This is a genomic window from Rhizobium sp. CG5 (assembly GCF_023701945.1).
Taxonomy (GTDB): Bacteria; Pseudomonadota; Alphaproteobacteria; order Rhizobiales; family Rhizobiaceae; genus Allorhizobium.
This window is the reverse complement of sequence record NZ_JABAEF010000009.1, coordinates 102467-128461: the sequence shown is the minus strand read 5'-3', so window position 1 is coordinate 128461 and position 25995 is coordinate 102467. Positions and strand designations below refer to the sequence as shown.

The following is a 25995-nucleotide window of genomic DNA, read 5'->3' as shown; positions in this document are numbered from 1 at the left end:
GCCGCAAATCGGCCAACGGAACGGTCATGGCCGCCTTACCCAAGATTGGCATAACGGCGCTCCAGCCACGACGCGACGAAGGTGAGCACCGTTGTCAGGACAAGATAGATCACCGCCACCGCGATATAGAACTCGAAGGGCCGGAAGGTTGAGGCGATCAGGGTCTGTGCATAAAGCGTCAGTTCGACGACGGTAATGGTCGACAGAAGCGAGGTGTTCTTCAGGGTCGAGATCGCCTCATTGGTGATCGACGGCAGGATGATGCGGAACACCTGCGGCAGGATGATCGTCCGCATCGTCTCGGCAGGGCTGAAGCCCAGAGCAAGCGCCGATTCCGTCTGGCCGCGCTGGATCGCCGTCAGGCCGCCACGGACGATTTCGGCGACATAGGCGCCGCTGTTGATCCCGAGCGCCAGGACACCGGCGGTAAAGGGGGAAAGCCGAATGCCGATCTGCGGCAGGCCGAAATAGATCAGGAACACCTGGATCAGCGTCGGCGTGCCGCGGATGAACCAGATGTAAAAGCCCGCCGACAGGCGCACCGCCTTCCAGTCGGAACGCTGCGCCAGCGCCGCCGCGAGGCCGCAGACCCAACTGACCGCGATGGTCAGGATGGTAATGCCGAACACCGTCCAGGAGGCTTCGAGGAAGCCTGGACCGTAGATCTTGAACTCGTTGAAGACATTGCCCATCACGCCTGCGTTCCCCGGCCGCTGTCGTTTGAAATGGCATGACCGACCTTGTCATGCAGGATGCGGTGCAGGAACTGTTGCAGCCTTTCGCTTTCGGGATTGCGCAGGATATCCGGCGATCCCGTTTCCGCAATCACGCCCTTGTCGAAAAACAGCACCCGCGAGGACACGTCGCGGGCAAAGGCGATCTCATGGGTGACCAGCAGCATCGTCATGCCGTCCGATGCCAGCGACGCCATCAGCACCAGCACGTCGTGCACCAGTTCCGGGTCGAGGGCGGAGGTCACCTCGTCGAACAGCATCAACCGCGGCTTCATCGCCAAGGCACGGGCAATCGCCACCCGCTGCTGCTGGCCGCCGGAAAGGCGTGCGGGATAGCTATGGCGCTTTTCGTAAAGCCCGATCCGCGACAGCAGCGCTTCCGCATCCTGAATGGCCTGCCCTCGCGGCAGTTTCAAAAGCTTGGTCGGCGCATGGGTGACATTTTCCAGCACCGTCATGTGCGGCCAAAGATTGTAGCTCTGGAACACCATGCCAACGCGGGCGCGCAGGGATTGCAGCTGCGCCGGCGTCGGAAAGAAGCGCGAGTCCGCACGGAAATCGAAGGACAGATCCTCGAAATCCATGAAACCCGCCTGCGGCATTTCCAACGCGTTGATGGAACGAAGAAAGGTGCTCTTTCCAGAGCCGCTGGCGCCGATGATCGAGACCACCTCGCCGGCTTGCACATCCAGCGAAACGCCCTTCAGCACTTCGTTGTCGCCGAAACTCTTGCGGATGTCGCGCAGGTGCAGGAGCGGAGCGCTCATCGGACCTCCTCCAGCGGAAACGCACTTGCGATGCAGACCGCGACATCCTTCGGCGTGCGGGCCGCACCGTTGATCGGCGTGATGTCCTGCGGACAGGCCGACAACACCAGCAGAAGATCGATATCGGCCCTCAGCACCACGTAATCGCCGGCAGCCGTTGAAGGTGGCACACGATCGACGCTTCCATCCGCTTTGACCGGGACGTTCATGAACAGGTTGAGCGAGGCCGGCGTGAAGTCATGGCTGATGCTCTCTACCGAGAGAGCCTCGTGGTAATTGTCGGTGCAGCTGCGGTGATATTCGGTGCAGCCGAGCTGCCGATAAAGGTCTGCACTGCAGGGGCAGAGCAAGGTGTCATGGCGAACCTTGGCGCTGTCGGCAACCATGGTCAACATCGAACGCCGCCGCGAACTCTGCAGGCTCATTCCTTCGGTGAAGAAGATATTGCTGTTGACGGACCGGGTGTGGTCCATTGAGGAGACCTCGCAGGGATCACTTTCGGCAATCGCCCAGGTGTCGACGACCTGATTTCCGTGCGTGTTGACGATACGGGCAAATTGCCCGGCCTTCATCCGGAATGCGCGCCCCAGGGTCGCGGGTACAGCCTGTGTCTGGAAATCCATGTCTACTCGTCTTCGCGGTACGATCTGCGCCTGTCCCGGCGTGCTTGGGCACAAGGGAGAACCCGGACTTACTTGCCTTCCTTAAAGCCTATTCAGTATACCAGTGGAATTCAAGTAGCGATTTCAACATTTTATGGCCCATATAATAATCCGATTGCCCTAAAATTAGGTCGCAGATGCTTACTTTTTACGCATTTCGGATCAGAACCGCTTAATATTTCGCAGCCCCCTGCAAACAGGGTACGCGCCCGATTGACGATAGGATACAGTCGGTGTACCGAAATTCAACAGCTGGTTTTTGGGCCTATTCTTGTCAGCGCGGCGATCAAGACGGCCGACACGACAGCCACGGCATCTGGAGTGACATGATGGATCGTTATTTTCCGCTCGACGAATATCAACAGCGCTGGGACCGCCTGCATGACGAGATGAAGGCGCGCGGCTTTGAGACGGCCGTGGTCTTCTCACGCGCCGGCGGAACCACCGACAACTGCGGCGACGTTCTCTACCTCTCCAATCACTACGCCATCAGCAGCGGCATGGACTCCAGCATCTGGACCGCACGCTCCTTTGCCGGGGTGATCCTCCAGCAAGGACGCGCGCCACAGCTGCATATCGACGAGCCGGAGGTGCGGCGCGACCTCGTCTCGATCGAGGACGTCCACTGCAGCAACCATCCGTTCGAAAGCGTCGCAAAAGCTCTGGTGGACCGCGGCGTCAAGGGACGGGTGGCGCTGGTCGGTACGAATTTCATTCCGGTCAAATACTACCGCCAACTCGAGGCAACGGCACCGGACATCGAATGGGTGCCGGTCGACGATCTGGTTCGCTCCGTGCGGCGCATCAAGAGTGCCCGCGAGCTCGACTGTTATCGCATCGCCGGCGAGACCGCGACCGCCGGCATGACCGTCCTGATGCAAAGCCTGGTCAGCGGCATGTCGGAGCGCGAGGCCGCCGGCGAAGCGGCGCGCGAGACGGTGCGGCGCGGCGGACGGATCCAGATGATCGGCACCAATCACGGCGAGACGCTCGGCTTCGACCAGCGTTTTCCGCTGACCGGATATAGCGCCGACACGCCTGCCGTCGGCGACATCGTCACCGGCACGCTGCATGGCCCGCTCTACCAGGGCTACTATCTCGATCCGGGGCGCACGGCCGTCCGCGGTCCGGCCAATCCCGAGCAGCGGCGTCTGATCGAGGCTGCGAGCGGCATCGTGCATCGCCTCTCCGACATGCTGCGGCCGGGCGTGAAACTGCTGGATGTCGCCGCCGAAGGCGATCGCATGACCGCCGCCTTTGGCGGCTCGATCTCGGCGATCATGAAGAACTTTCCGTTCTACGGCCACGGCATCGGGCTGGGCTTCGAACTGCCGCGTATTTCGACAGTCATGTCGATGCCGGACGATATCGTCGAACAGAACATGGTGTTCGGCGTCGAGGCATTTCTGTCGCTGGACGGCGTCGGCGCTGCCTTTTACGAGGATATCATCATCATCGGCGAGAATGCCAACGAGCTGCTGACGCGCTCCCCGAGCATGTTCTGATATCGTCCGATTGGATCAAGGCGGGGATGGTACAGGCCGGTTCAATCGCGCCCCAGCCAGCCCAGGAAACGCGCCTTCACGCTGTCGAAATGCATTTCCATGGCCGCCTGTGCGGCATCGCTATCGCCGGCCTCGATCGCATCGACAACCGCGATATGCTCGCGGGCCTGTTGATCAAACCGGTCATGCGTCCGGGTAATGGTGCAACGACGCGCGATGCTGCGCATCTCCGTCAGCATGGTCGAAAGCAGGGGCAGCTCGGCGGCCTGCGCGACGGCCAGGTGAAACGTATCGTCGTCCAGCCAGAAATTGTCGAAGGCGATATCGCCACCCTTAGCATAGGCGCGCATCCGTTCACGGGATTCGACAAGCTCCGGCGTCATTGCGAATGTCGCAGCCTTCGCCGCCGCCGCTCCTTCGAGCATCCTGCGGATCTGCACGATCTCCAGCAGCTGTTCCACGGTGACGGTGCGAACCATCAGGGCGCCGTTCGGGAGTCGCGAGATGACGTTCTCTTTTTCCAGGCGGGAGATCGCCGCCCGCAAAGGCGTTCTTGAGATCCCGAACTCCAGCGCCAGAGTCCGCTCCGTCAGCATCTCCTCGGACGAGAAGCGGCCTTCGAGAATGCGCTGCTTGAGCGCGCGGTAGAACTGCTGCGCCAGGGTTTCCTTGTCGCTCATCGCCTCACCTGCCCTTCTTCCAAACGACAACGACCCGCATGGATAGGTTGGACGATCGAATACTTCATCACTGGCTTCTCTGGCTTGAAAGACGAAGGCGCGCGAGGATGGCGTCGCGGGCATGAACGATGTGGTCGTCCATCAAAACAGCGGCACGCTCGCCATCCCCACCACGCAAGGCCTGTATGATCTCGAGATGCTCCTGGCAGCTTTTTCCGAAACGCTCCGGGACCTGGCTGTGGTCGAACATGCAGGTCCGGCGGCGCAGATCGCTGATGGTGCGCACCAGCATCTGGTTGCCCGCAACCCGGGCGATCGCGCCATGAAACATATCGTCCACCTGCCGCTGCTCTTCCTCTTCGCCGGGACCTTCCTGCTGCAGGTGCAACACACGCTGCTCCAGACCGTCGAGGATGGCCGGGGCGATCGTCACCGCTTGACGCGCGCATTGGCGCTCCAGAACCCGCCGCAGGTAGAAGATCTCCTCGACCTCGGCGATCGTCAGGGTGCGGACCTTGAGGAACCGTCCCTCCTGGACCGCAAGCCCCTCCGCCTCCAGCCGCTTGATCGCCTCACGCACGGGGGTGCGCGACATGGCGAGCTCGTCGCCGAGCTTGCCCTCCTGCAGCAGATCACCCGGCGTCAAGGCACCCGAAAGGATCATCTCGATGATGCTGCCATAGGCCTGTTTGGCGAGCGGTTTACTCATCGCGCAATTCCCTTCCAGGAGCCTCCATCAAGCTCGGCCCCGCAGATCCGTGTCCTATCGGCGCCCTGACCGAGACACCGACCAATCTTTTCGATCAAAATACCATGGCAAAGCACACCGTCGGCAAGCCCTATGACGCTTCGCAACCATCCCGTCATTCCAGTACACCAACTGTATGTCAAGACTGCCGCGTCGTTTTTGGCACTCCGAATGAGACAATCACCACGGCACGCGCAGCGCCCATGACAAAGTACAATTCGCGGCATGGATGTGAAGCGGAAAGCTCCGGATAGGAGGCGACGGCAAAGGACAGTCCGTACACCGACGAGAATCAAGTCTCGATGAGAGAACCTATATGATGTATTGGTCCCAGCATGTCGCCGACGATGTGCGGCGTATCAGGGATACATTGGAAAGGAAGCTTGGCGATCAAGGGCGTGATGCACGAGGACGACGCGGAAATTGCCATGCGTTACGGAGCGGACGGGTTCATTTTTTCCAATCATGCTGGGCGCCAGTTGGACGGAACGATCTGATCGAAGGCTCGCATAGATGCAATCGACCATGTCGTGCTGTTCACCCCCTCAATGCAGTCCAAACAGCCCGAGCAGTTCCTCTCGCTGTCGGACAAAGCCGGAGGCGCTGCGATCTCGGGGGCGCGGCAGGTCGATGTCGATCAGCCTGGGCTCGCCGCCCTTCTCGCGCGGCAGGATCAGGATCCTATCGGCGAGAAAGATCGCCTCTTCAAGATCGTGGGTCACAAGCACCGTCGTCACGTCCTCCTCCTTCCAGATACGGGCCAGTTCCTGCTGCATGCCGATCTTGGTCATGGCATCGAGCGCCCCCAGCGGTTCGTCGAGCAGCAGGATTTCCGGTTGGACGGCGAGCGCGCGGGCGATGCCGACCCTTTGTGCCATGCCGCCAGAGAGCTGCCGCGGATAAGCTGTTTCGAAGCCCTTCAGGCCGACGAGGTCGACATAACGCTTTGAGATGAAACGCGCGTCGTCGCGGGACAGGCCTCTCGTCTCAAGCCCAAAGCCGATGTTGTCGATGACGGTCAGCCAGGGCAGAAGGCGCGGTTCTTGGAAGATGACCGCCCGTTCGGTGCCGACGCCACGGACACGACGGCCGTCGATCAGCACCTCGCCGCTATCTGCCTCCTCGAGGCCCGCGAGGATCCTGAGAAGCGTGGTCTTGCCGGAGCCGCTGGCGCCGACGATCGCCAGGCTCTCGCCGGAGCGGATGGTAAGATTGAGGTCTTTCAGAACCGGCAGCAGTTGTCCGTTGAGCGTGAAGGTCTTGGAGAGGTGACGGATCGTCACCTCTCCGCGAATGGTGTTGGAGCGAGCGAGCGCCATGGATCAGTTGCTCGCCGTCTCGGAGGAATAGAGAATGTCGTCGGTCGACAGTTGGCCTTCCTTCAGCTTGCCCTCGCGCACCAGGACATCGATCCAGAACTGCAGATCGCGCTCGACGGCCTTGCCGCCCGGACGGACACCATACCCCCGGAAGTACCGGGCGATGTCGGCGTTCTCGCCGCGTTCGGCCAGCGCCTTGGCGAAGATCGCCCTGGTTTCCTCTGGATGTTCGCGCGCGTAGTCGAGGGCTCGTTCGGACTGCTCGACGAAGGTCTTTGCCGCCTCGGGATGTTTTTCGATGAAGTCGCGTCGCAGGACGATGAAGCCACCGGCGATTTCGCCGAGAACATCGGTGTCGTCGAAGATCGCGCGCAGGCCGCCTTTCTGTTTGGCCGCACCCTCGAAGGTCGTCTGCCAGTAGCCGAAGGCCGACACGTCCACCTGGCCCGAGCGCAGGACCTGTTCGAGCTGCGGGCCCGGCACGACGATCTGGTTGGCGGCGTCCGTGGGCAAACCGACGGAGTGCAGCGCTTCCCGGATCGTGTAATCGAGATGGGCGCCGAGCGTGTTTACCGCGATGCTCTTTCCGGCAATGTCCTTGATGTCGCGGATCGGGCTGTCTTCCAGCACGTAGAAGATCGACTGGACCTCGTCATTGATGCCGTTCGACGGATAGGCGGCGACGAAGTCGTTGCCGCCGATGATCGAATTCAGCACGGCAGATGTGGCGGCACTGCCGATTTCGACATCGCCCGAAGCGAGCGCAATGAGCGAGGCCGGACCGCCCGTGGCGTAGCCGACGTTCTCGATGGTGATGCCGGTGCCATCGAAGTATCCGAGCTCGGCGGCAAGTTCATGGGCGGACAGTCCGCCCTGGCTGGCGAGATACCGGAACTTGACCTCCTCGGCGGCAAAGGCCGAGCCCGACAGGGTGAATGCGAGGGCCGCGGAGAGGGCGAGCTTACGAGGATGGAATGTCATGCGAGTTTCCTTTGAATGACGAGAGATGAGGGACGAATGAGATGTCGGCTCAGGCCCAGCGGCAGAGACGTCGCTGCAGCAGGACGAGGGCGGCATTGGCGGCGAGACCGAGCAGCGCCAGAAGCAGAATGGCTGCGAACATCAGCGGGATCTGGAAGTTGTACTGGGCATTCATCACCTGGAAGCCGATGCCCTTGTTGGCGCCGATCATCTCGGCCGCGATCAGCAGCAGCAGCGCCGTCGTCGCAGAGAGGCGCAAGCCGACGAAAATGGCGGGAACGGAGGCCGGCAGAACCACCCGGCGGAAGATCTGCAGCGACCCGGCACCATAGGTGCGGGCCATCTCGATCAGTTTGCGATCCACCTCTTTGACGCCACCAATGGTCGACAACAGGATCGGGAAGAGCGTCGCCCAGAAGATGACGAAGACCTTGGATGTCTCGCCCAGACCGAGCAGAAGGATGAAAACGGGATAGAGGGCCAGCGCCGAGGTCTGGCGAAAAAACTGCAGGAGAGGATCGAGCGCCCGCTCGACCGCCCTGACCTGCCCCATGAAGAGACCAAGCGGAACGCCGAGCCCGACGGCAGCGACGAAGGCTATGCCCGATCGCTGCAGGCTAATGGCGATGTCGTCGACGAAAGCACCCGAGGCGATCGCGGTCCACAGGGCGCTAAGGATCTGGTCGAGCGGCGGAAAGATGGATGCGTTCACCCATCCGAAGGTGGATGACGCCTGCCAGAGAGCCAGGAAGGCGATGACGAGACCGTAGCGCGACAGAAACGGCGTGATTGCCGCTGTCGCCTGGTTGAGCCAACGCGGCTCATGAACCGCATCAGGCGAGAGGTCGAGGCCATAGGCCTTTCCGTGATGGATATCTTCATAGGACATGGCGGACCTCACTCGGCAGCCTGCACGACCGAGCGGTCGGCGGCGTAGCGGTTAATGGGGAACGGCAAGCCGAGGTTTTCGCGGAGCGTCCGGCCCTCATAATCAGTGCGGAACAGGCCGCGGCGCTGCAGTTCGGGAATGACCAGGTCGACAAAGTCGTCGAGTCCTGTCGGCAACCATGGCGGCAGAATGTTGAAGCCGTCCGCCGCTTCGCTCTCGAACCATTGCTGCAGGGTGTCGGCGATCTGCCCGGCCGTTCCAACGATGGTGAAGTGCCCGCGGGCCGAAGCGACCCATTCGTAGAGCTGACGGATCGAGAAATTGTTCTCGTCGGCAATCTGGCGGATCAGCGCCTGGCGGCTCTTCATGCCTTCCGTTGGCGGAGCAGGCGGAAGCGGACCATCAAGATCGTAACCCCTGAGATCGAGCGTGCCACCTGTCAGGCCGTTCAGCAGACCGATGCCGTCTTCTTCCAGGATGAGCGAGGTCAGGCGATCGTATTTCTCGCGCGCTTCCTCTTCGGTGCGACCGACAAAGGGCGAGACGCCGGGCATGATCAGGATGTGATCGGGATTACGCCCAAGGCCACGGGCACGGTTCTTGATGTCGCGGTAGAATTCTTGGGCTGTCTCGATGTGCTGGTGCGCGGTGAAGATCACTTCTGCCGTTGCTGCTGCAAGACCGCGCCCGTCGTCGGACTGGCCCGCCTGGACGATCACCGGATGCCCCTGGCGCGAGCGAGAGACGTTCAGAGGTCCCTTGACCTTGAAGTGCTCGCCCTTGTGGTTGGTATCGTGCAGCTTGGTCTGATCGAAGAAGACGCCGGTCTGCTTGTCGCGGATAAAGGCATCGTCCTCGAAACTGTCCCACAGCTTTTTCACCACCTCGACATATTCGGCGGCGCGCTTGTAGCGATCGGCATGAGGCAGTTGCGTGTCGCGGTTGAAGTTCTGGGCGGTGGCATCGCCCGTCGTGGTGACGACATTCCAGCCGGCGCGACCATCGGAGATCAGATCGAGCGACGCGAATTTGCGGGCGGTGGTGTAAGGTTCTTCGTAGGTCGTCGATGCTGTCGCAATGAAGCCGAGATGAGTGGTGAAGGGTGCGAGCGCCGAAAAGAGCGTCACCGGCTCGAAGCCTGCCACGCGCGCATTGCCACCTTCTCGCGCGCTGCCGTAACCGATGGCAAGATTGTCAGCCAGGAAGTAGGCGTCGAATAGGCCGCGCTCCGCCGTTTGCGCCAGTTGCTTGTGAAACTCGAGGCTGACAGCACCGTCGACCGGCTGATCCGGATGCCGCCAGGAGGCGATGTGCTGTCCGCCACCGGGAAGGAATGCTCCTAGTCTGATCTTGCGTGTCATGGCTGGTCCTCTCACAGTCGATGATTGAATGAGTTAAGTCTATATTGTCTATAATTTATATATAGAAATAGAATTGCGAAGATTCAGCAGGACGGCAAATGAATTTGCGAATCTCGGGCCTGTGTGAGGCATCTCCGACGACGACGGGACACGGCTGAGGGCGTTGGCTGTCTCTGACCCGGAAATGGCTTGAACGCTTCGTTCATGAAAATGAGACGCGCGAGACTTTCTGCATTTCTCCGCGGACAGACTAAAGTCAGGGTGGACCGTCAGATCCGACGTGGCGTGTTCGTCGCGCAATGACAGCCGCGCGTGGCCCAGGATGGCGGCGACCGGTTCAGAACCGGTGCGAGATGCTCTTACGACTTTCCAGTCAGCCGAAGTGATCGCGAGATCCGGTCCACATGCTCCAGAGCGACGGCCAGACCCGACCGAAGCAGCCCCGGCGGTGCAGAGCCTCCGCGTTGGATGGCGAGGTCCAAGGCGACAAGATACCGGAGCAGTCGCTCGGCCGCTGCGGTGTTCCACGTCACGAGCCGGCTGACGGTCTCTGCAACGATCAGGTTCGATATATCCGCTCCACCGAAGCTCGCGGGAATAGACATGGCGAGGAGCCCGCTTGCGGGCAGAATGGATGCCTGGCCTGGATTGCGACGGGTCGCCAACGTTCCCAAGCGATCGAATGCGGCCAAGATATTGCCCTCCCTTGTCAGAACAGGCGGCACGGGTCGCAATCGATCAGCTGTCGAGACCCTCAAGCAGGCTCTCCTCCACAAGGACAGATGTCACGTCACCGCGTGGTATTTGCCATTCTGATACAGCAGTGAACTGCCACCGCCGAGGCGTATCGAAAGCACTCGGCCAATCAAGATGATATGGCTATGTCGCTCGATTGCCTCTTCGACCTCGCAGTCGAGTGCTGCAACCGCATCTTCCAGGACTGGCGCTCCGCTGGCAAGCCTCGTCCATTCGGCCCCGACATAGCGCTCCGGCCCTTTCAATCCCCCGACGCCCGCAAACCGGTTTGCGACCTCCTGATGGTCGGCACCAATCACATTGACCGCGAAATGGCGAAAGCGCTCGACAACAGGCCAGGTGGAGGAGGATCTGTTGAGCGACACCAGCATGCGCGGAGGATCGACAGACAATGCGGTGGCGGACGTGACCGTTGCTCCAGAGCGTTCTGCGCCCTCACCTGCCGTGATCACACTGACACCGCCGCCCAGCGTTCTCAACGCTTCCTTCAAACTAGCCGCGTCGGCAGGACGATCTGACACAGGGCGATTGCGGCTCTCACTGAACTCGCTCGCGATAAAAACGTTCATCTTACCTCTCCGTACAGACTGCATCTAAGGAATGGATAACAGCCGGAGAACTCACGCAGTAGACAAGGGTTTTTAATATCAATATATTTTATAGAAAATATGTTCGACTCTGTCCCGGAACCGGAAGGAAGACTGCGATGTTGAAGATCAGGATGTCCTCGCCGAGACAGCAGGCGCAAACGAAACGCCCCGCCTCCAGCGTCGCGATCATCGGCGGCGGATATACGGGTGCCATCATTGCCAAGCTTCTGGTCGAGCGCGGGCCGCGCCACATCGAAGAGGTCACCGTCTTCGAACCTCGGGAGCATCTGGGGGGTGGCCTTGCCTATGATGTCGAGGACGCCGATGTCCGCCTTAACGTCGCAGCCCATAGAATGCGCGCGATTCCAGGCGCCCCGACAGCCTTTCTCGACTGGTTGCAGACCAGCGGAACACTCACCGTCGATCCGCAGGCGCTGACACCGGAAGGCATCTTCGCCCGCCGCAGGGACTTTGGGCGCTTCATGCAGGCACAACTTGTGCCTCACCTAGACAATGGCGCGATCCACCACGTTCAGCAGACCGTTCGGGCCGTCGATCGCCAGAACGAGCAGTGGCAAATCACTGGCTCCAGCGGCGCTGTGATCCTCGCCGACATCCTGATTCTCGCCACAGGGCATCCTCCCGCTTCGCGGCCAAACGTGATCGACCGGCTCGATCCTCTTACGGCCGTCCGGGTGAGCGATGTCTTTGCCCCGAAAGCGTTCCATGGCATCGGCAAATCCGATGCGATCCTGATCGTCGGTTCAGGCCTTACCGCTCTCGATGCACTCACCCGTCTGGACGCGCTGGGCCACGATGGGGAGATCACGCTTCTTTCTCGTTCCGGCCTGATGCCGAGACCCCATGCCGGCGGAGGCTTTTCCCCGTTCGGTGACTTTCGCGGCGCCGACCTCACCTCCGCCAGAAAGCTTCTGGCGGAGGTGCGAGCAACAATCGCAGATGCGGAAGCGCAGGGCATTCCCTGGCAATCCGTTTTCGATGCCGTGCGTCAGCATGCGCAGGAGCTATGGCAGGGTCTGCCCATGCGCGAGCGGCAGAAATTTCTGCGACGCCTTCGCCGCTGGTACGACGTCCACCGCTACCGCATGCCGCCGCAGGCCGCCGCGATTCTGGCAATGGGACTCGACACAGGCCGCGTCATGGTGGAGCAGGGCGATCTTGCATCCATCATTCGAGATGGTGACGACCTGCTGGCGGCAATCGAAACCTGCACCGGAGAGGCTTCGGTTCGCTGTCGCCACATCCTTCTGGCCACAGGGCCGGAATACCGGGACTATGCAGCGCACCAGAGGTTTTTGCTGGCAATGCAAAGAGAAGGCTTGATCCAGTCGGACCCGCTCGGTCTGGGCCTGGCCTGCGACACGGCAGGCCGATCACTCACCGTCGCAGGAACCCCGCAAGCCACCCTCTTCGTCGCAGGTCCACCCGCCCGCGCCGCGCTGGGCGAACTCACCGGCGTGCCCGAGATTGCGACCCAGGCTGCGAATATGGTGGACAGGATCATCCGCTGTTGCGCACGCGAGACGAGGACCATCGTCATCAGCCCATCGGAGTGAGGGGTGGCGCCTGCTATTAGATGAACGATGAACGGCGGTAGATGGTCGTAATGGTGAAGGCGCTTAGCGGGAATTACATGGGCCCGATGAGGTGGCAGGCTCTCCTTACGGCGCCTAACAACCGCTTCATAGCACACTTCACGCGCCGGGGCAGGAGCCCGTCCACATCGTCCAAGCCGGTGCGGAAACAAACGCCGCATCGGATTGGACGTCAGTCGCCATCGCCTTGAGACGATACGAACGGCCAACCTGGTGATGTTGCAGATATGCCGCATCTCAAGGCTTAGCCGAAAATTGCTCCGGGCGTGACTTGGCCTGCGCGCCGAACCGATCTAGGATTGATCATCATCAACACGGTTCTAGGGAGTTTTCGATGGCTGTTTTTTCAAACTCCCCAGTGGCTTGCGCACAGATTGCCTAAAGCCGGCAGCGTTTCCCAACGCGACAGAACCTGATCGGCTCGCGCCAACCTTTCCGTCGATCGTTCCTCACCAAACCATTTCGCGCGGTTTTGCGCGGACATTTTTTTCCTTATGACGGAGCCGGCGAAAGCCGGATACATCAATGGCTCTTGGTTTCAAATCCCGCCGCGGCGGTGCTTTTCGCAGCGTTTTCCTCTATTGCTGGGCTCATTGGAAGCATCAGCCGGGCCGCGCCTCCTTCATGTTGTTCACAGCAATGCTGTCCACCCTTGCGGATGTGCTCACGCCCCTGTTCTCCGGCCGGCTTGTCGATGCCGTGGTATCCGGCCCCGCCAGCGACGCGGCAAACTGGAACAATGCCTTCAACGCCTTTTGTTGGCTGATGGCACTGTCGGTCGGCGCCGTCATCCTGCGGCATGCCACCTTCACCGTCATCATCGGCTTCACGCTGAAGTCGATGGCGGAGATCGCGGCGAACTCCTTCTTCCATATCCAGCGCTTTTCGAGCGATTGGCACGCCAACAGCTTTGCCGGCTCCACCGTTCGCAAGGTGACGCGCGGCATGTGGGCACTCGACCTGCTCAACGACACCGTCTTCGTCGCACTTTTCCCATCGCTGGTGATGCTCATCGGCTCGACCATCCTGATGACATGGTATTGGCCGATGATGGGATTGCTGGTCGGTGCCGGGTCCGTATTCTTCATCGCCTTCACCGCCACCATGGCCTTGCGCTATGTGGCGCCCATGGCCAGCATGGCCAATAGCTGGGATACACGCCTTGGCGGCGCGCTCGCCGATGCGGTGACCTGCAATGCCGTCGTTAAGGCCTTTGGCGCTGAAGACCGGGAGGACGATCGTCTGTCATCGGTCACCCGCAAGTGGCGGGATCGCACAGGGCGGACCTGGATGCGGAGCACCCTGAACGGCACCTCGCAGAATGCGCTGCTCAGCCTGTTGCGCGGCTGCGTCCTGGGCCTTGCCCTTTGGCTCTGGGCCAACGGCAAGGCCAATGCGGGCGACATCACCTTCGTCCTGACCGCCTTTTTCATCCTCCAGGGCTATCTGCGTGAAATCGGCATGCATATCCGCAACCTGCAGCGCTCGGTCAACGACATGGAGGAACTCGTCACCATCCATGCGCAGCCTTTGGGCGTGGAGGACATTCCCGGCGCGCCGGCTCTCCATGTGAAGGCCGGCCTGATCACCTTCGATCATGTCACCTTTCACTACGGCAATCACCGTGCGCCGCTCTACAAGGATTTCTCGGTCACCATCAAGCCGGGCGAGCGGGTTGGCCTCGTCGGCCATTCCGGCTCTGGAAAGACGACCTTCATCAAGCTGATCCAGCGCCTGCATGACGTCAACCACGGCACGGTCTCGATCGACGGGCAGGATATTTCCCAGGTGGCGCAGACCTCTCTTCGCCGCCAGATCGCCATTGTGCAGCAGGAACCCATCCTGTTTCACCGCTCACTGGCGGAAAACATCGCCTATGCCAGGCCGACGGCCACGCTATCGGAGATCAAGACGGCGGCGCGGCTTGCCAGCGCCCATGATTTCATCGAGGCGCTGCCAAAGGGCTATGCAACGCTTGTCGGCGAACGCGGCATCAAGCTGTCCGGCGGCGAACGGCAACGCATCGCCATCGCCCGCGCATTCCTGGCCGATGCGCCGATCCTGATCCTCGACGAGGCGACCTCAAGTCTCGATTCGGAATCGGAGATGCTCATCCAGCAGGCAATGGAGAGGCTGATGGAGGGACGCACGACGCTCGTCGTCGCGCACAGACTGTCGACGGTGCGCGCGCTCGATCGGCTGCTGGTCTTTGAACACGGACAGATCGCCGAGGAAGGCACCCATGCCAGCCTTATCCGGCGCAAAAGCGGGATCTACCGCGGACTGTTCGAGCGCCAAGCGCTGGAACTGACGAAGGGCATCACGAGCGAGGGGCTGATCGGCTGACACGAATCGACCGGCAGCCCCCTCCCGCAGCATCGGCTCGCCACGACCGGCGAGCCGATCATGTAGGGGCAATATCCGAGCTTCATTCCAGCGGGGGTGTATTGGCCTCCAGAATGCTCCAGCTTCTGCCGATTTCCTCTGTCAGCAAATCATAGTCACGCGCGCCGCGACTGGTTGGGGCATAATCCAGTACAGATTGCTGAAACGCAAAGGCTTCAGCAACCTTGATATCGGTTCGAATCGGAACAGTCAGACGGCCGGCACCGTATTGATTGCGCAACTGCTCGATGATGTTCTTGTGGATCAGTACATTGAGATTGGCCTGCACGGGCGTCAGGGCAAAAAACTTAAGCGCCGGATTGTTGGAAAGGCGAACACTGAAAAAAACCTTGGCAAACTGCTGCACACCTTCGGCCGACAGCGGATGGGGCAGGAACGGGATAATCACGCCATGCGCTGCAGCCAGGGCCGTGACCATCAAGGCATCGAGCGATGGCGGGGTATCAACAATGACAAGCTGATAGTCTCGCTTTTCGCCGCTCAGGGCAATCGCTTCTGCCAGAAGGCCAGGTGGAACCCCCTGCCCTGGATGAAGCATTTGCATGTGTGCGGGCGCAATATCGAGATACGGATTATGCGTGGGGCGAATTGCACGGCTCAGTGCTTCAGGACCAATCGTATAAATGTCATGGGCTGTTGGCTGATCTCTGGCTGCGACCACCCCCAACCCGATCCCCGCATGGCCCTGCGTATCCAGATCCACCAGGAGCGTTCTCACACCACGTCTTGCAAAGCCGACAGCCAGATTGACAGCCGTCGTCGTCTTGCCGGTTCCGCCTTTCCTGTTTGCAACGGCCATCACAAATGGGGTCATCGGGCGCCAGCCTGTCGGATGACTGGATCTGGCGAGCAACCTGAAATGGGAAAATTTCTGACAGAACGGCAGTCGGACAACTGATACGTCCCGAAGGTCATGACCTGATGCAGGTCGAAAGTGAAGATACAGGTCATTGCGAAACTCATGGCCTTAGCTTCCTGGCAGGATCCGTCGGACAACTTTAAGAAGATCCTCGGGGTTGACCGGTTTTGTCAGCCAACCGGTTGCGCCCAGCTTTTTGGCCTCGTCGCGTTTGCTTGCCTGGCTTTCGGTTGAAACAACCAGTATCGGTGTGAAGCGGAGCAACGGCCGCAGGTTGGCAATGAGCCCCAGTCCATCCATGTTCGGCATATTGACGTCGGTGATGATCAGATCAGGCTTCAAGCCTTTCGTCACCATGTCCACGGCCTTGGCACCGTCCTCCGCCAACTCCACCTTGAAGCCTTCGCCCTCCAGAGCAGTCTTCAATACCCAGCGGACCAGCTCGGAATCATCGACAACCAATATCGTTTTCATGCGTATGTTCCTAAATCTGAGACAGTTTGGCTTGGCGTATGCACTCGGCAACAAAATGGTCGGCCGGCAACCCGCCAACGGTGTTTCCTGTGGCCATGATCGTCTGCAGCACGGCGGTGTGGAGATGCGTAACATGGGCAACATCAAGCACGCCGGCTGCCGTCTTGCGCAGCCAATCAAAAATGGGTTCAGCGTCCTCCACGGTGCAATTCTCGTATAGTTCGGCCTTCGTCGTGTCGAATTTGGCTGGCATCAGATCAGGTCCTTAAGATTGAGAACCAAGAGAACTCCACCGTTTCCCAGAAGCGCACTTCCGGCAAAGCCTGGAAGCGCCGCGAGCGGTCCTTCGAGCGGTTTCAAGATGACATCGATCGTCTGAGCGAAACCATCGACAAGGATGCCGACTGTTTCACCGTGAACGCGCGCCACCAATACGGCATATTCTCCATCGGCGTTGGGCCGAGGCGGATTCCGGCACGACAACAATTCGTCAGTGCTATAGAGCGGCACGATACGTCCGCGCAGCACGGCGGTGCGCCTCTGTTTGAATGCATGGATATCGCGTTCATTGATTCTGACGGTTTCAACGACCACGTCCATCGGCACACCGAAATTCTGCCCGTCGACCTCAACCATCATGACGTTGGAAACGCTCATCGACAAAGGCAGGGATAGGACAATTTTCGTTCCCTTTCCCTTTTCACTGGTCAACCAGACCTGGCCGCCGACCTTTTCGAGGCTGCTCCTCACAACATCCATTCCAACGCCGCGACCCGACAGACTGGAGACTGTTTCGGCGGTCGAAAATCCCGCGGCGAAAACCAGTTGCACGGCATCGACATCGGAAATCGTATCCAGACGCTGTTCGTCGATGAGACCTTTTTCAAAGGCTTTACGCTTGACCACATCAGGGTCAATGCCTTTGCCGTCATCCTCGATCTCGATCACAACGCGATCGCCTTCCTGGCTGGCGCGCACGGTCAGCCGGCCTTCTTCCGCCTTCCCGTGATCCAGGCGAACGTCGGGCATTTCTATGCCGTGGTCCAGGCTGTTGCGAAGAATGTGAATCATCGGGTCACCGAGGGACTCGATGATATTCTTGTCGGCTTCGGTGTCTTCCCCTTCGACGACCAGGCGCACCTTCTTGCCCAGTTGTTTTGCCACATCGCGCACCAGGCGCGGAAATCGCTGGAATATGGCATCGACCGGCAGCATGCGCACCTGCATGATGCCGTCCTGCATCTCCTCCGCGATACGGTTGATGATGGCATATTGAGACTTGATCTCGCGGCCGAGCTCCCGTGAGCCGAACAGATCCTCGGCGCGCGTCGCGAGATAAGGCAGCGCATTTTTTGCCACGACCATTTCACCGATCAGATCCATCAGCCGGTCAACCTTTTGCTGAGGCACCTTGAGGATCCGTACGCCCTTGTCAGTCGACCCGTCGGCGACGCGGCGAACACTCTCCATCCCGACTTCGCCGACACGACGATCCTGCTGCAGGACCTGACGCTGCGCGGAAAGCTCCACAACCATCGGCGCAATAGCATCTTCGACCACGGCGTCGGGGATTTCGACGTGCTGAGCCACGTTCTGCACGACAATCGGCGTGCGGGCATCAAGAAATTCCAGCAACGGATCGACGCTCTGCTCCCTGGTTGCAGCAGCAGCAGCAATCTCAAGTGCTTCGCAGGCAGCGATGTCGCCCTTCACGGTCAGGAGACTGCTCAGCGTATTATAGACCGATGCCAGACGGCCGGCGCGATGGGACGACGTGGAAGGTATGGCCAGCACCATGCGCTGTGTCTCGAAAATTCTGTCCCAAAGACCAAGTTCCTCGCCCGTCAGGTTCCAGGCCGGTACTGTCGCCGCGGCGGCGGCTTCCGGAAGGACTGGCTGAACCGGGGAATGGGCCGAAGCCCCCTGCAACATGTGAAACTGATACCAATCCGGCACCGTTCGCCGGGCTGTGGCCTCAAGATGGAACCGCAAGACTGCGGCGTCAAAGCCAAGCTCCTGAAGGCGCAAACTCCACCGCAGCGCAGACGAAATCCATAGCGAAGGGTTGAGCATGTCCAGCATCGCATCGATGGAGGCCCGCAAGCCGACCAGATCGTTGTGCGCCAGGCAGTCGGTGGCCTTTTCGAGGAAATCGCCGTAGACGCCGGGCACATCGCTCGCCTCTCCCTCGGCAATGGCCAAGGCGAAAAGGGGAAGCTCATACACCACAACCTGCTCGGGCACGTAGCGAAGATGCTCGTCCAGTTCTCCGCGGCTTGCCGTGCTCAGCGCATCGATCTCGATATTGGCTGCATAGATATCCAGTTCATCCAGCGCAGCCCAGGGCTGTGCCGCACGAATGGAAAAACCGGCCAGGCCCGGAAGATGCTTGAGCAGCAGAAGGGGATCTTCGCCCTTGAAGAAGCATTGCTGCTCGGGCAGGTAATACACGGCCCAGATGGCGCGTCCAGCGGTGGCTTGGGCAATCGTATTGAGGCGCTGCTCTTCGGCCACGCGCGCCAGCCAGAGCCAGTTGCCGGGCGCCGGCATGGCGGCTGGAACGCTGACCTCGTCGTCGAAATCCTCACGTTCGGGCAGAAGGCTGCGCAGGCGTTCGATCAGGTCCGTGGCCTCAGGCAGATAAGTGTCCGGAATGCTGGCGCTGTCCTCGATCTCATCCAGCAATTGCCCCACGAAATCGGTCGCGGAAAGTAGATCATCCGTCAGTTCGGGCGTGACGGTCAGTTCGTGGTCACGCACGCGGTCGAGCAGGTCCTCCGCTGCGTGCACGACGCGCGTCAGGATCGGCAGATCGAACAGCCCGGAATTGCCCTTGAGCGTATGCACGAAACGGAACAACTCACCGACGGCCGCCTCATCCCCGGGAGACTCTTCCAGAACCAATAGCTTCTGGCCGATCTGCTCGAGGAAGTCCCGGCCTTCCGTCAGAAACTGCTGCAGCAAAGGGTTCATATCGCACCTCCCGTCAACAGTCTGGCCGAATCCAGGAGTTCACCTGGTTTGGTCGGCTTGACCAAATAGAAATTTGCACCGGCCAGAAAAGCAGCCTGACGATCCTTCTCCTCGGCCTCCGTCGAGACCATGATGGCGGGAGCCTGATAAAGGTCAGCTTTCGACCTGATCTCACGCAGGAATGCGTATCCATTCATCTTCGGCATGTTGACGTCCACGACGAGCAAATCATACTGTTTTGACAGGGCTTTCTCGATCGCCTCTATGCCGTTGATGGCTTCGTCGACGCCATATCCTGCCTCCTGGAGCAATTTCCGGTGATACATGCGAACGGTGGCAGCATCATCGACGATGAGGACCTGTTTCATGCCTGACCTCTCAAGGGCTTTTGGTAAACGATGGCATCTTTGAACTTGCGCACAGCAAACAGGCTCGACATCCGGCTCATGGATTCGGAATGCCCAAGGCAGATGAAGGCCCCCGGGCTCATCGTGTCATAAAAGATCTTGGCTGCGGCACGGCGCGAGACGTCGTCGAAATAGATGAGGAGATTGCGACAGAAGATGACGTCGATCCTGCTGAAGCGCCGCGTATCGGCCGATTCCACGAGATTGACCCGCGAAAAATCGACGGAATCGCGCAAATCCTGGGAGATCTGCCAATTGCCGTCTGCCGTTTTCTTGAAATATTTCTTGAGCAGTTCGCGACTGACGTTCTGGACCGAACGCGGAGCAAAGATGCCGCGCTGCGCCGTTTCCAAAATGGTCGTGTCGATGTCCGAGGCCATGATCTCGACATCGAATTGATTGATCTTGGCCCAGTGCTCCAGAAGATAAATGACGATGGAATAAGGCTCTTCGCCAGACGAAGAGGGGATCGACCAGATACGGATGGTATCGCCCGGAACTTTATACTGAACGACTTCCTCCAGCATAGAATTGACCAGGCAGTCAAACTGATAGGCCTCACGAAAAAAATAGGTTTCGTTGACCGTCATAAGATTGGTCAAAATCTGGGTTTCGGCACCGGATGCCTGAAATCGAAGCATGCTGAAATAGGAATTGAAATTCTGGCTGCTCGTCGCTTCCATCCTGTCGATCAGGCGTTTATCGACAAAATAGCGCTTTGATTCGTCGAACAGAATTCCGGTTTTCCGATAGAAAAACTCGCTGAATTTGGTAAAGTCAGCCTCGCTTATCGCTGGTTGCGCCATCTAATCTGCACTCTGTATTTGCTTCAGAGCATTGGTCACCGCAAATGCAATAAAGGGTTCATCGGGAAATCTTCTGTTGACGCTGGCCAATGCCGATATGGCGGCAACGGTGCCAACCTCGCCCAAAAGGTCGAGGGCAGTGGCAACGACGTTCACATGGCCATCGACGCTGATGACAGCAATGAGCCAATCCTCAACTTTGGGGTGACGCAACGCCTCAAGCACATTGATGACGAGGATACGAACGTCCGGATCAGGGTCGTCGAGGAGAGCCTCCATATGCGGGGCAACTTCCGTCGGCAGTTCTTTGAGGATATCGATAGCTGTATTGCGCAACGTTGCATTGTCGGATCGCAACATCGGCAGCAGGCCGTCAACGACCATGGATCCCCCCATTCTGGTCAATGAGAGTGCGATCATTTCGCTGATGGCTTCGTCCGTCTCCACCTCCAGCTGTTGGCACAGGGCGAGGGCAGCCTCGGGGTGACGGGAAAGGGCGCCAATCGCGGATCGTCGTATATCGCGCTCGTCACTCTCCAGCATGAGCATGAGGTCGCCCACGCTATGGGTGTCGCTCGCCGGAGTTTCCGGCGGTTGGCGTCTTCGGGCAGGCTTGATCAGCGGCATTTCGATTTCCCTATCTCAGCCAGCGGTCGATATGGCTTGCTATCTTGCCTGAAGGAAGAACAGTCGTGGCACCGCCACGGCTGATCAGTTCTTTGGGCATGCCGAACACCACGGCCGTCTCTTCGCTTTCCGCGATAGTCCGCCCCCCGCGCCGTTTCAGCTCCGCCATCGTCTCGGCACCGTCATAACCCATGCCGGTGAGTTGGACGCCGATCAGGCGGTCTGGGGGCACGCAGGTAAGCGCCGATGCCACAAGCACATCGACAGACGGATGCCACAGAAATTTCGACGATTCCGGCTTGGTGATGATGATAAGCCGGCCGGCCCTCTCCCCCACCGCCATGTCGGATCCGCCGCGGGCGATGTAGACTGTGCCTGGTTGGATGTCCTCGATGGCGGCCGCCTCTTTCACATGAAGCTGGCAAAGCGTGTTCAGCCGTGTCGCGAACGGCGCTGTGAACGATGCCGGCATGTGCTGCACAACCAGGACGGGCCAGGGAAGGCTTGCCGGCAGCAGCGGCAATATTTCCTCAAGCGTTCTTGGGCCGCCTGTCGACACCCCGATCAGCACCAGTCCGAAGGCGGTGGAGGTCAGTTTCCTTGGCCCCGGAGCCCGCAGAGCGACAGGTTTGGGCTGCATCTGCGCAACCGTGACCTGTGCGCGCGTGCGCAAACTCTTGACCTGCGCCGTGGCTGCCGCCTGGACCTTGGCAACCAGGCTGTCAGCGATGGAATCGATCGACAGGGATATGGTGCCACTTGGTTTGGCGACATAATCCACAGCGCCCATGGCCATGGCTTCCAAGGTCGCCAGGGCGCCCTTGTTCGTCAGCGACGAGACCATGATGGTGGGGGTCGGGCGCGCCGTCATGATTTGTGACAGCGCGGTCAGTCCATCCATCTCCGGCATGTTGATGTCAAGCGTCACGACGTCCGGTCTCACTTCGATGACCATCTCGACTGCTTCCTTGCCGTTGCGGGCAAGGAAGGTTTCGAAGCCGGCATCCTTGAGAAGGCCGCCAATGTGTTTGCGCATCAAAGCGGAATCGTCGACGACAAGGACTTTTTTCCCCATAGAGCCGTCACCCTATCGCCGAGATATTGGCCACTTCGGTATCGGACAGCAGTGCCGCTGGGTCGAGAAGCATGATCATGCGCTTCTGTCTTTCCAGATTGGCGATCCGGCCGAGAATGCGCTGTTGTTCGCCCGACAAACTGGGCGTTTCCTCGATGGCATTCTTCGGAATCTTCAGGACTTCGGTCACGGCATCGACGATGAAGCCGGTGCGTGTGTTATTGAACGCATAGACCATGATGCGTTGACGATCGTTGCGTTCCAAATCGGCCAAGCCAAGGCGACGGCGCTGATCGATGACTGGAAGTACAGCACCGCGCAGATTGATCACGCCCTCGACGAAATGCGGAGCCTTGGGGACATGGGTCAATTTTTCCGGTACCCGAACGATTTCGTGAACCGCGGCGATCGGCACACCAAACTCTTCATCGCCCAAGAGAAAAACCACCACTTGTTCATCGTCTTCGACGCTGTCGAGGTCTTCGCTGTCCTGTCCTTCAAAACCGTCCACTTTTTTCTCCAGCTCGGCTGCCTGAGCAAGCACCGATTTCATTGCGGAACTGTCGAACATGCGCGTCGTGTCGAGCACGGATACCAGGCGCTTGCCGCCATCGAGCCGGCAGACCGAGGAAACCTCCTCAAGTCCGCCGCTCTTTGACAGCAGTGATGGCATCAGTTCGACCTGATCGCGAGGGATGCGAAGAACCTCGTCGACCGAATCCGCGACCACACCGACGGACTGGCCGCCTGCAAGGCCCAGAACCACGATACGCTGGGTTTCATCGACAGCGACCCGTGGCAGACCCAGCATGACGCGCAATGATACCAGGGGCAGCAACCGCTCGCGCAGGGTCATCAGGCCCAGCACATGACCGGGCGTATTTGGCACCAGGACCGTACGGGGCGGAACTTGTACGATCTCCTGAACGGAGGCAATTTCCGCCGCATATTCCTGACCATCGACAGTGAAGGAAACGAGTTGCAGTTCGTCGCTCGCCTGTAGCTCATCGTCGTCGCCGCGATGCATCGTGTCTTCGGAACCGCCGCTTACGATGGCTTTCGCGCCCAGCGCCACCGAGGAAAACTCGTTTGCAATCAGGCGACCGAAATCGAGTATCATCGTCATCTCGCCGGTGGAGTTCTTGACGACGCCCGTCAGAAGATCCGTATCGATCGACGATGAGATGCCCGATACGGATTCAATGTTGCCCTCATCGACCGCAATGACGCTTGCAACCCGATCGACCACAAAGCCGATCGGAGTCCCCAAATTGATGACCAGGGCACGCGTCGCGTCGGTACTGGCAACCTCCGACAAGCCGAATACATGGCGCAGGTTGACGATAGGAAGAACGCGACCGCGCAAGTTCGCGAGACCGAGCAGGCTTGCGGGAGCTAGAGGAACTCGTGACAGTTCCGGCACGCGAATGATCTCCTGGACCGGAGCCATGGGCGCAGCGAACATTTCGCCCTCGACCGAAAACGTCACAAATTGATTGTCATTTTTATCCGTCGATCCAGCGTCGTCGCTGTCGAAGGCCGCGTCTTCATAGGACATTGCTCGTTCTCCGATCAGGCTGCGGTTTGCAGTTCGTCGGCAAGGGATGCAATTTCCTCGACCGCGGTAGCAAGTTCTTCGGCGCTCTGGGTCTGCTGGCGGGCCGCCGTGGCGGCTTCGCTTGCAGCTTTTTCGGCCTCTTCGGAAGCGGCCGCGATCTGCTCGACGCCCTTCTTGGCCTGACTGATGGCGACGGCGATTTCGTTTGCGCTCGTCAGGATTTCCTCGGAGCCGCGCTCGACATCGGTGATATCGTTTTCGATCACCACCAGGCTCTCTGCTGTCACCTTCGCTTTTTCGACTTCGCTCACGGCGGATTCGACAATCTCGTCAAGGTCGCGGCTGACCGCCTGGATCTGATCCTGAACGGCTTTGACAAGATCTTTGATGCGGTCGGCATTTTCCGCCGAGTCACGCGCCAGGTTGCGGATATCCGTGGCGACGACCGCAAAGCCCTTGCCGAACTCGCCGGCCCGTGCCGCTTCGATCGAGCCGTTCACGGCCAGCATGTTGGTCTGGATCGAAACATTGGAAATCGCTTCCACAATCTTGTCGATCCGACGCGAGACGACCTCGAGTTCCTTGACCTGCTTGATGCTGGCGCGGGTCCTGTCGGCTGACAAGAAGATGCCGTTGATCATTCCGTCGACGGCGGTCTTGTTGAGGCCGAGCAGACCCTTGATGGACACGAGCTTTTCCAGACCGTTGGTGGCGCGCGTCTGGGCAATTTCAAGGCCCCGTTCGATCTGGCCCATGGCTGCTGCGGATTCCGCCGTGGCGGCAGCGGCAGTCTGCGATCCCCTGCGGATCTCTTCGAGAGCCGTCATGATCTGGCTGCTGGACTGGTTGATTTCCTGAATGGCCGAGGAAAGCTCTTCGGCCGCGGACGCCACCTCTTCGGCGCTCTTGGTGATGTCGGTGGAGTTCTTCAGGTCCTCGGTCAATTCCGTCAGCGCCTGTGCCGTCTGTTCGCATTGGGACAGCGCGGTGGCCTGCTCTTCGACCGTCTTTGCCGATTCTTCCGCAGCCGCCGATTGCTCTTGTGCCGCCGCTGCAATGTCTTCGGAGCCCTTGAGGGCCTGCACGGCCGCTGCGTTGGACTGAATCGCGCCGGTTGCGATCTCGCTGACGCCTGCCACGATTTCGACGGCGTCAACCCGGATCTGCTCCAACTGCTGCGTGATCTGCTTGCCGCGCTCGACTTCGCCTTCGACGGCCTTTGCCGATGAATTGATGCCCTCGGTAATGGTCGTCACGTCGACCTGGATCTGTCCGACGAGGTCGGCAATCTGCTTGGCGCTTTTTTCCGATGTCTCGGCCAGTGTCCGAACTTCATCGGCGACGACGGCGAAACCCTTGCCATGCTTGCCGGCGCGCGCAGCTTCGATGGCTGCATTCAGGGCCAGGAGATTGGTCTGATCGGCAATTCGCCCGACGGCCTTGACAATGTCGCCAATATTGGCGGCCTGTTTCTCGAGTTCCGAGATGAGCTGCACCGAGCCCGCCTGGCGCTGCGCCGCAATGCTGACTTTCGAAATCAGGCTGCCGATATCGCCAGATGTGCGCTGGACCAGAGTCTGCGTCGCCTCCATTTTCGCCTGGCTGAGTTCCGAAGCCCGGACCTGCCGCGTCAGCGAATCCATCACCTGGCGGCAGGCGACAAGCGATTCCTGGGCCGCGCCGGCCGACTCCTCGGCGCCCGCGGCAATTTGATCGGCGGCGCGCTTCAGCTCTTCCGAGGCCGAAGCAGATTCGTTGATTCCTGATGAGATTTCGGCGGTTGCCGCTGCGATCCGCTCGGCGGCCTGCTGTTGCTTGGCAAGGGTCCTCGCACGTTTGCGCTGCACTTCGGCGTCACGCACGGCGCCACCGCTCAGGCGAGAACCTGGCGTGATGGACCTGCCTGTCTCATCAGAATTCGTCCTGAATTTCTTTAAAATTGCCATAAAATAAGTCTCCGATTAAGCCCACGGTTCCACTATCTTTCCGGTTTATTTTTAGAAATTTGCGCTTGCCCGAAACTTACTAGAATAGAAAATTTCACAAATGCCTATATTTTCTTAACAATTATCAATTTATTTGCATTATTATTAATTTACTAATATTAAAAGTAGGATTTTTCTGCATAGAATTTATATCTTAAATCAAACAATATTCCATCTTAGAATTATATTCTAAACTTATTCAGATCTATATTTTATA

At 59.5% G+C, this 25995-nt stretch carries 24 protein-coding genes; 4 read left to right on the top strand and 20 right to left on the bottom strand.

Going from position 1 to position 25995, the window contains the following annotated elements:
* Nucleotides 1–35: 35 nt before the first annotated feature.
* The 3 genes from HGO38_RS16340 to HGO38_RS16330 are packed head-to-tail and all read right to left on the bottom strand — an operon-like array spanning nucleotide 36 to nucleotide 2124.
* The gene (locus HGO38_RS16340; protein WP_250957073.1) at nucleotides 36–692 is read right to left on the bottom strand and encodes an amino acid ABC transporter permease; all 657 of its coding nucleotides are present in this window, start codon (nucleotides 690–692) and stop codon (nucleotides 36–38) included.
* Nucleotides 692–1501 carry an amino acid ABC transporter ATP-binding protein gene (locus tag HGO38_RS16335; protein ID WP_250956962.1) on the bottom strand — a complete coding sequence of 270 codons (810 nt, stop codon included), beginning with the start codon at nucleotides 1499–1501 and terminating at the stop codon, nucleotides 692–694. Before HGO38_RS16335 ends, HGO38_RS16340 begins: the two co-directional genes overlap by 1 nt.
* A complete protein-coding gene (locus HGO38_RS16330; protein WP_250956961.1) occupies nucleotides 1498–2124 on the bottom strand; it encodes a DUF1989 domain-containing protein in 627 nt (208 codons plus the stop codon). The genes HGO38_RS16335 and HGO38_RS16330 overlap by 4 nt, the downstream gene beginning before the upstream one ends.
* Before the next feature lie 368 nt (nucleotides 2125–2492).
* On the opposite strand from HGO38_RS16330, the gene HGO38_RS16325 reads away from it, so the two are divergent.
* The gene (locus HGO38_RS16325; RefSeq protein WP_250956960.1) at nucleotides 2493–3668 is read left to right on the top strand and encodes a M24 family metallopeptidase; all 1176 of its coding nucleotides are present in this window, start codon (nucleotides 2493–2495) and stop codon (nucleotides 3666–3668) included.
* A 41-nt stretch (nucleotides 3669–3709) separates the two neighbouring features.
* On the opposite strand, the gene HGO38_RS16320 is transcribed toward HGO38_RS16325, so the two are convergent.
* Together HGO38_RS16320 and HGO38_RS16315 are read right to left on the bottom strand one after the other, a co-directional pair.
* Nucleotides 3710–4471 carry a GntR family transcriptional regulator gene (locus tag HGO38_RS16320; protein WP_250956959.1) on the bottom strand — a complete coding sequence of 254 codons (762 nt, stop codon included), beginning with the start codon at nucleotides 4469–4471 and terminating at the stop codon, nucleotides 3710–3712.
* Nucleotides 4416–5057, bottom strand: a complete 642-nt coding sequence (locus tag HGO38_RS16315; protein ID WP_250956958.1) for a GntR family transcriptional regulator — start codon at nucleotides 5055–5057, stop codon at nucleotides 4416–4418. Before HGO38_RS16315 ends, HGO38_RS16320 begins: the two co-directional genes overlap by 56 nt.
* Nucleotides 5058–5431: 374 nt before the next feature.
* Between HGO38_RS16315 and HGO38_RS16310 the strand changes: the two genes are divergently transcribed.
* Entirely contained in the window at nucleotides 5432–5593 is a 162-nt protein-coding gene (locus tag HGO38_RS16310; protein ID WP_352230493.1) for an alpha-hydroxy-acid oxidizing protein, read from the top strand.
* A gap of 48 nt (nucleotides 5594–5641) precedes the next feature.
* Here HGO38_RS16310 and HGO38_RS16305 read toward each other — a convergent pair whose 3' ends face one another.
* The 5 genes from HGO38_RS16305 to HGO38_RS16285 all read right to left on the bottom strand — a co-directional run bounded on the left by HGO38_RS16305 (nucleotide 5642) and on the right by HGO38_RS16285 (nucleotide 10971).
* A complete protein-coding gene (locus HGO38_RS16305) occupies nucleotides 5642–6415 on the bottom strand; it encodes an ABC transporter ATP-binding protein (RefSeq protein ID WP_250956956.1) in 774 nt (257 codons plus the stop codon).
* 3 nt (nucleotides 6416–6418) lie between these two features.
* Nucleotides 6419–7396, bottom strand: coding sequence for an ABC transporter substrate-binding protein (locus HGO38_RS16300; protein ID WP_250956955.1), 978 nt, complete (start codon nucleotides 7394–7396; stop codon nucleotides 6419–6421).
* A 49-nt stretch (nucleotides 7397–7445) separates the two neighbouring features.
* Nucleotides 7446–8285, bottom strand: a complete 840-nt coding sequence (locus tag HGO38_RS16295) for an ABC transporter permease (RefSeq protein ID WP_250956954.1) — start codon at nucleotides 8283–8285, stop codon at nucleotides 7446–7448.
* Between the two features lie 8 nt (nucleotides 8286–8293).
* Nucleotides 8294–9646, bottom strand: coding sequence for an LLM class flavin-dependent oxidoreductase (locus tag HGO38_RS16290; protein WP_250956953.1), 1353 nt, complete (start codon nucleotides 9644–9646; stop codon nucleotides 8294–8296).
* A gap of 785 nt (nucleotides 9647–10431) precedes the next feature.
* Nucleotides 10432–10971 (bottom strand): flavin reductase family protein, encoded by a 540-nt coding sequence (locus HGO38_RS16285; protein WP_250956952.1) that lies wholly within the window; start codon nucleotides 10969–10971, stop codon nucleotides 10432–10434.
* Nucleotides 10972–11108: 137 nt separating this feature from the next.
* On the opposite strand from HGO38_RS16285, the gene HGO38_RS16280 reads away from it, so the two are divergent.
* Nucleotides 11109–12569: an FAD/NAD(P)-binding protein gene (locus HGO38_RS16280; protein WP_250956951.1), complete on the top strand. Its 1461-nt coding sequence runs from the start codon at nucleotides 11109–11111 to the stop codon at nucleotides 12567–12569.
* A 564-nt stretch (nucleotides 12570–13133) separates the two neighbouring features.
* On the top strand, nucleotides 13134–14954 hold the full coding sequence (locus HGO38_RS16275) for an ABC transporter ATP-binding protein (RefSeq protein ID WP_250956950.1): 1821 nt from the start codon (nucleotides 13134–13136) through the stop codon (nucleotides 14952–14954).
* Nucleotides 14955–15036: 82 nt separating this feature from the next.
* Here HGO38_RS16275 and HGO38_RS16270 read toward each other — a convergent pair whose 3' ends face one another.
* The 10 genes from HGO38_RS16270 to HGO38_RS16225 form a co-directional block, all read right to left on the bottom strand.
* Nucleotides 15037–15828: a ParA family protein gene (locus HGO38_RS16270; protein WP_250956949.1), complete on the bottom strand. Its 792-nt coding sequence runs from the start codon at nucleotides 15826–15828 to the stop codon at nucleotides 15037–15039.
* 153 nt (nucleotides 15829–15981) lie between these two features.
* Nucleotides 15982–16347 carry a response regulator gene (locus HGO38_RS16265; protein WP_250956948.1) on the bottom strand — a complete coding sequence of 122 codons (366 nt, stop codon included), beginning with the start codon at nucleotides 16345–16347 and terminating at the stop codon, nucleotides 15982–15984.
* A 10-nt stretch (nucleotides 16348–16357) separates the two neighbouring features.
* Nucleotides 16358–16600 (bottom strand): hypothetical protein, encoded by a 243-nt coding sequence (locus HGO38_RS16260; protein WP_250956947.1) that lies wholly within the window; start codon nucleotides 16598–16600, stop codon nucleotides 16358–16360.
* A complete protein-coding gene (locus HGO38_RS16255; protein WP_250956946.1) occupies nucleotides 16600–19311 on the bottom strand; it encodes a chemotaxis protein CheA in 2712 nt (903 codons plus the stop codon). Before HGO38_RS16255 ends, HGO38_RS16260 begins: the two co-directional genes overlap by 1 nt.
* Before the next feature lie 5 nt (nucleotides 19312–19316).
* Complete coding sequence (locus HGO38_RS16250) at nucleotides 19317–19688, bottom strand: response regulator (RefSeq protein ID WP_250956945.1); 372 nt, start codon at nucleotides 19686–19688, stop codon at nucleotides 19317–19319.
* Nucleotides 19685–20533, bottom strand: coding sequence for a CheR family methyltransferase (locus HGO38_RS16245; RefSeq protein ID WP_250956944.1), 849 nt, complete (start codon nucleotides 20531–20533; stop codon nucleotides 19685–19687). Before HGO38_RS16245 ends, HGO38_RS16250 begins: the two co-directional genes overlap by 4 nt.
* The gene (locus HGO38_RS16240) at nucleotides 20534–21160 is read right to left on the bottom strand and encodes a HEAT repeat domain-containing protein (RefSeq protein ID WP_250956943.1); all 627 of its coding nucleotides are present in this window, start codon (nucleotides 21158–21160) and stop codon (nucleotides 20534–20536) included.
* A 10-nt stretch (nucleotides 21161–21170) separates the two neighbouring features.
* Nucleotides 21171–22196: a chemotaxis-specific protein-glutamate methyltransferase CheB gene (gene cheB / locus HGO38_RS16235; protein ID WP_250956942.1), complete on the bottom strand. Its 1026-nt coding sequence runs from the start codon at nucleotides 22194–22196 to the stop codon at nucleotides 21171–21173.
* A gap of 46 nt (nucleotides 22197–22242) precedes the next feature.
* Nucleotides 22243–23793 carry a chemotaxis protein CheW gene (locus HGO38_RS16230; protein WP_250956941.1) on the bottom strand — a complete coding sequence of 517 codons (1551 nt, stop codon included), beginning with the start codon at nucleotides 23791–23793 and terminating at the stop codon, nucleotides 22243–22245.
* Between the two features lie 14 nt (nucleotides 23794–23807).
* On the bottom strand, nucleotides 23808–25655 hold the full coding sequence (locus tag HGO38_RS16225; RefSeq protein ID WP_250956940.1) for a methyl-accepting chemotaxis protein: 1848 nt from the start codon (nucleotides 25653–25655) through the stop codon (nucleotides 23808–23810).
* Nucleotides 25656–25995: the final 340 nt, after the last annotated feature.

Coding starts and splice junctions, on each gene's coding strand:
- HGO38_RS16230 (WP_250956941.1), bottom strand. CDS start 23,793: ATGTCCTATGAAGACGCGGCCTTCGACAGCGACGACGCTGGATCGACG.
- HGO38_RS16250 (WP_250956945.1), bottom strand. CDS start 19,688: ATGAAACAGGTCCTCATCGTCGATGATGCTGCCACCGTTCGCATGTAT.
- HGO38_RS16285 (WP_250956952.1), bottom strand. CDS start 10,971: ATGAACGTTTTTATCGCGAGCGAGTTCAGTGAGAGCCGCAATCGCCCT.
- HGO38_RS16265 (WP_250956948.1), bottom strand. CDS start 16,347: ATGAAAACGATATTGGTTGTCGATGATTCCGAGCTGGTCCGCTGGGTA.
- HGO38_RS16320 (WP_250956959.1), bottom strand. CDS start 4,471: ATGCCCGCGACGCCATCCTCGCGCGCCTTCGTCTTTCAAGCCAGAGAA.
- HGO38_RS16240 (WP_250956943.1), bottom strand. CDS start 21,160: ATGCCGCTGATCAAGCCTGCCCGAAGACGCCAACCGCCGGAAACTCCG.
- cheB (WP_250956942.1), bottom strand. CDS start 22,196: ATGCGCAAACACATTGGCGGCCTTCTCAAGGATGCCGGCTTCGAAACC.
- HGO38_RS16295 (WP_250956954.1), bottom strand. CDS start 8,285: ATGTCCTATGAAGATATCCATCACGGAAAGGCCTATGGCCTCGACCTC.
- HGO38_RS16310 (WP_352230493.1), top strand. CDS start 5,432: ATGTCGCCGACGATGTGCGGCGTATCAGGGATACATTGGAAAGGAAGC.
- HGO38_RS16260 (WP_250956947.1), bottom strand. CDS start 16,600: ATGCCAGCCAAATTCGACACGACGAAGGCCGAACTATACGAGAATTGC.
- HGO38_RS16340 (WP_250957073.1), bottom strand. CDS start 692: ATGGGCAATGTCTTCAACGAGTTCAAGATCTACGGTCCAGGCTTCCTC.
- HGO38_RS16315 (WP_250956958.1), bottom strand. CDS start 5,057: ATGAGTAAACCGCTCGCCAAACAGGCCTATGGCAGCATCATCGAGATG.
- HGO38_RS16335 (WP_250956962.1), bottom strand. CDS start 1,501: ATGAGCGCTCCGCTCCTGCACCTGCGCGACATCCGCAAGAGTTTCGGC.
- HGO38_RS16305 (WP_250956956.1), bottom strand. CDS start 6,415: ATGGCGCTCGCTCGCTCCAACACCATTCGCGGAGAGGTGACGATCCGT.
- HGO38_RS16275 (WP_250956950.1), top strand. CDS start 13,134: ATGGCTCTTGGTTTCAAATCCCGCCGCGGCGGTGCTTTTCGCAGCGTT.
- HGO38_RS16270 (WP_250956949.1), bottom strand. CDS start 15,828: ATGACCCCATTTGTGATGGCCGTTGCAAACAGGAAAGGCGGAACCGGC.
- HGO38_RS16330 (WP_250956961.1), bottom strand. CDS start 2,124: ATGGATTTCCAGACACAGGCTGTACCCGCGACCCTGGGGCGCGCATTC.
- HGO38_RS16280 (WP_250956951.1), top strand. CDS start 11,109: ATGTTGAAGATCAGGATGTCCTCGCCGAGACAGCAGGCGCAAACGAAA.
- HGO38_RS16300 (WP_250956955.1), bottom strand. CDS start 7,396: ATGACATTCCATCCTCGTAAGCTCGCCCTCTCCGCGGCCCTCGCATTC.
- HGO38_RS16290 (WP_250956953.1), bottom strand. CDS start 9,646: ATGACACGCAAGATCAGACTAGGAGCATTCCTTCCCGGTGGCGGACAG.
- HGO38_RS16325 (WP_250956960.1), top strand. CDS start 2,493: ATGGATCGTTATTTTCCGCTCGACGAATATCAACAGCGCTGGGACCGC.
- HGO38_RS16245 (WP_250956944.1), bottom strand. CDS start 20,533: ATGGCGCAACCAGCGATAAGCGAGGCTGACTTTACCAAATTCAGCGAG.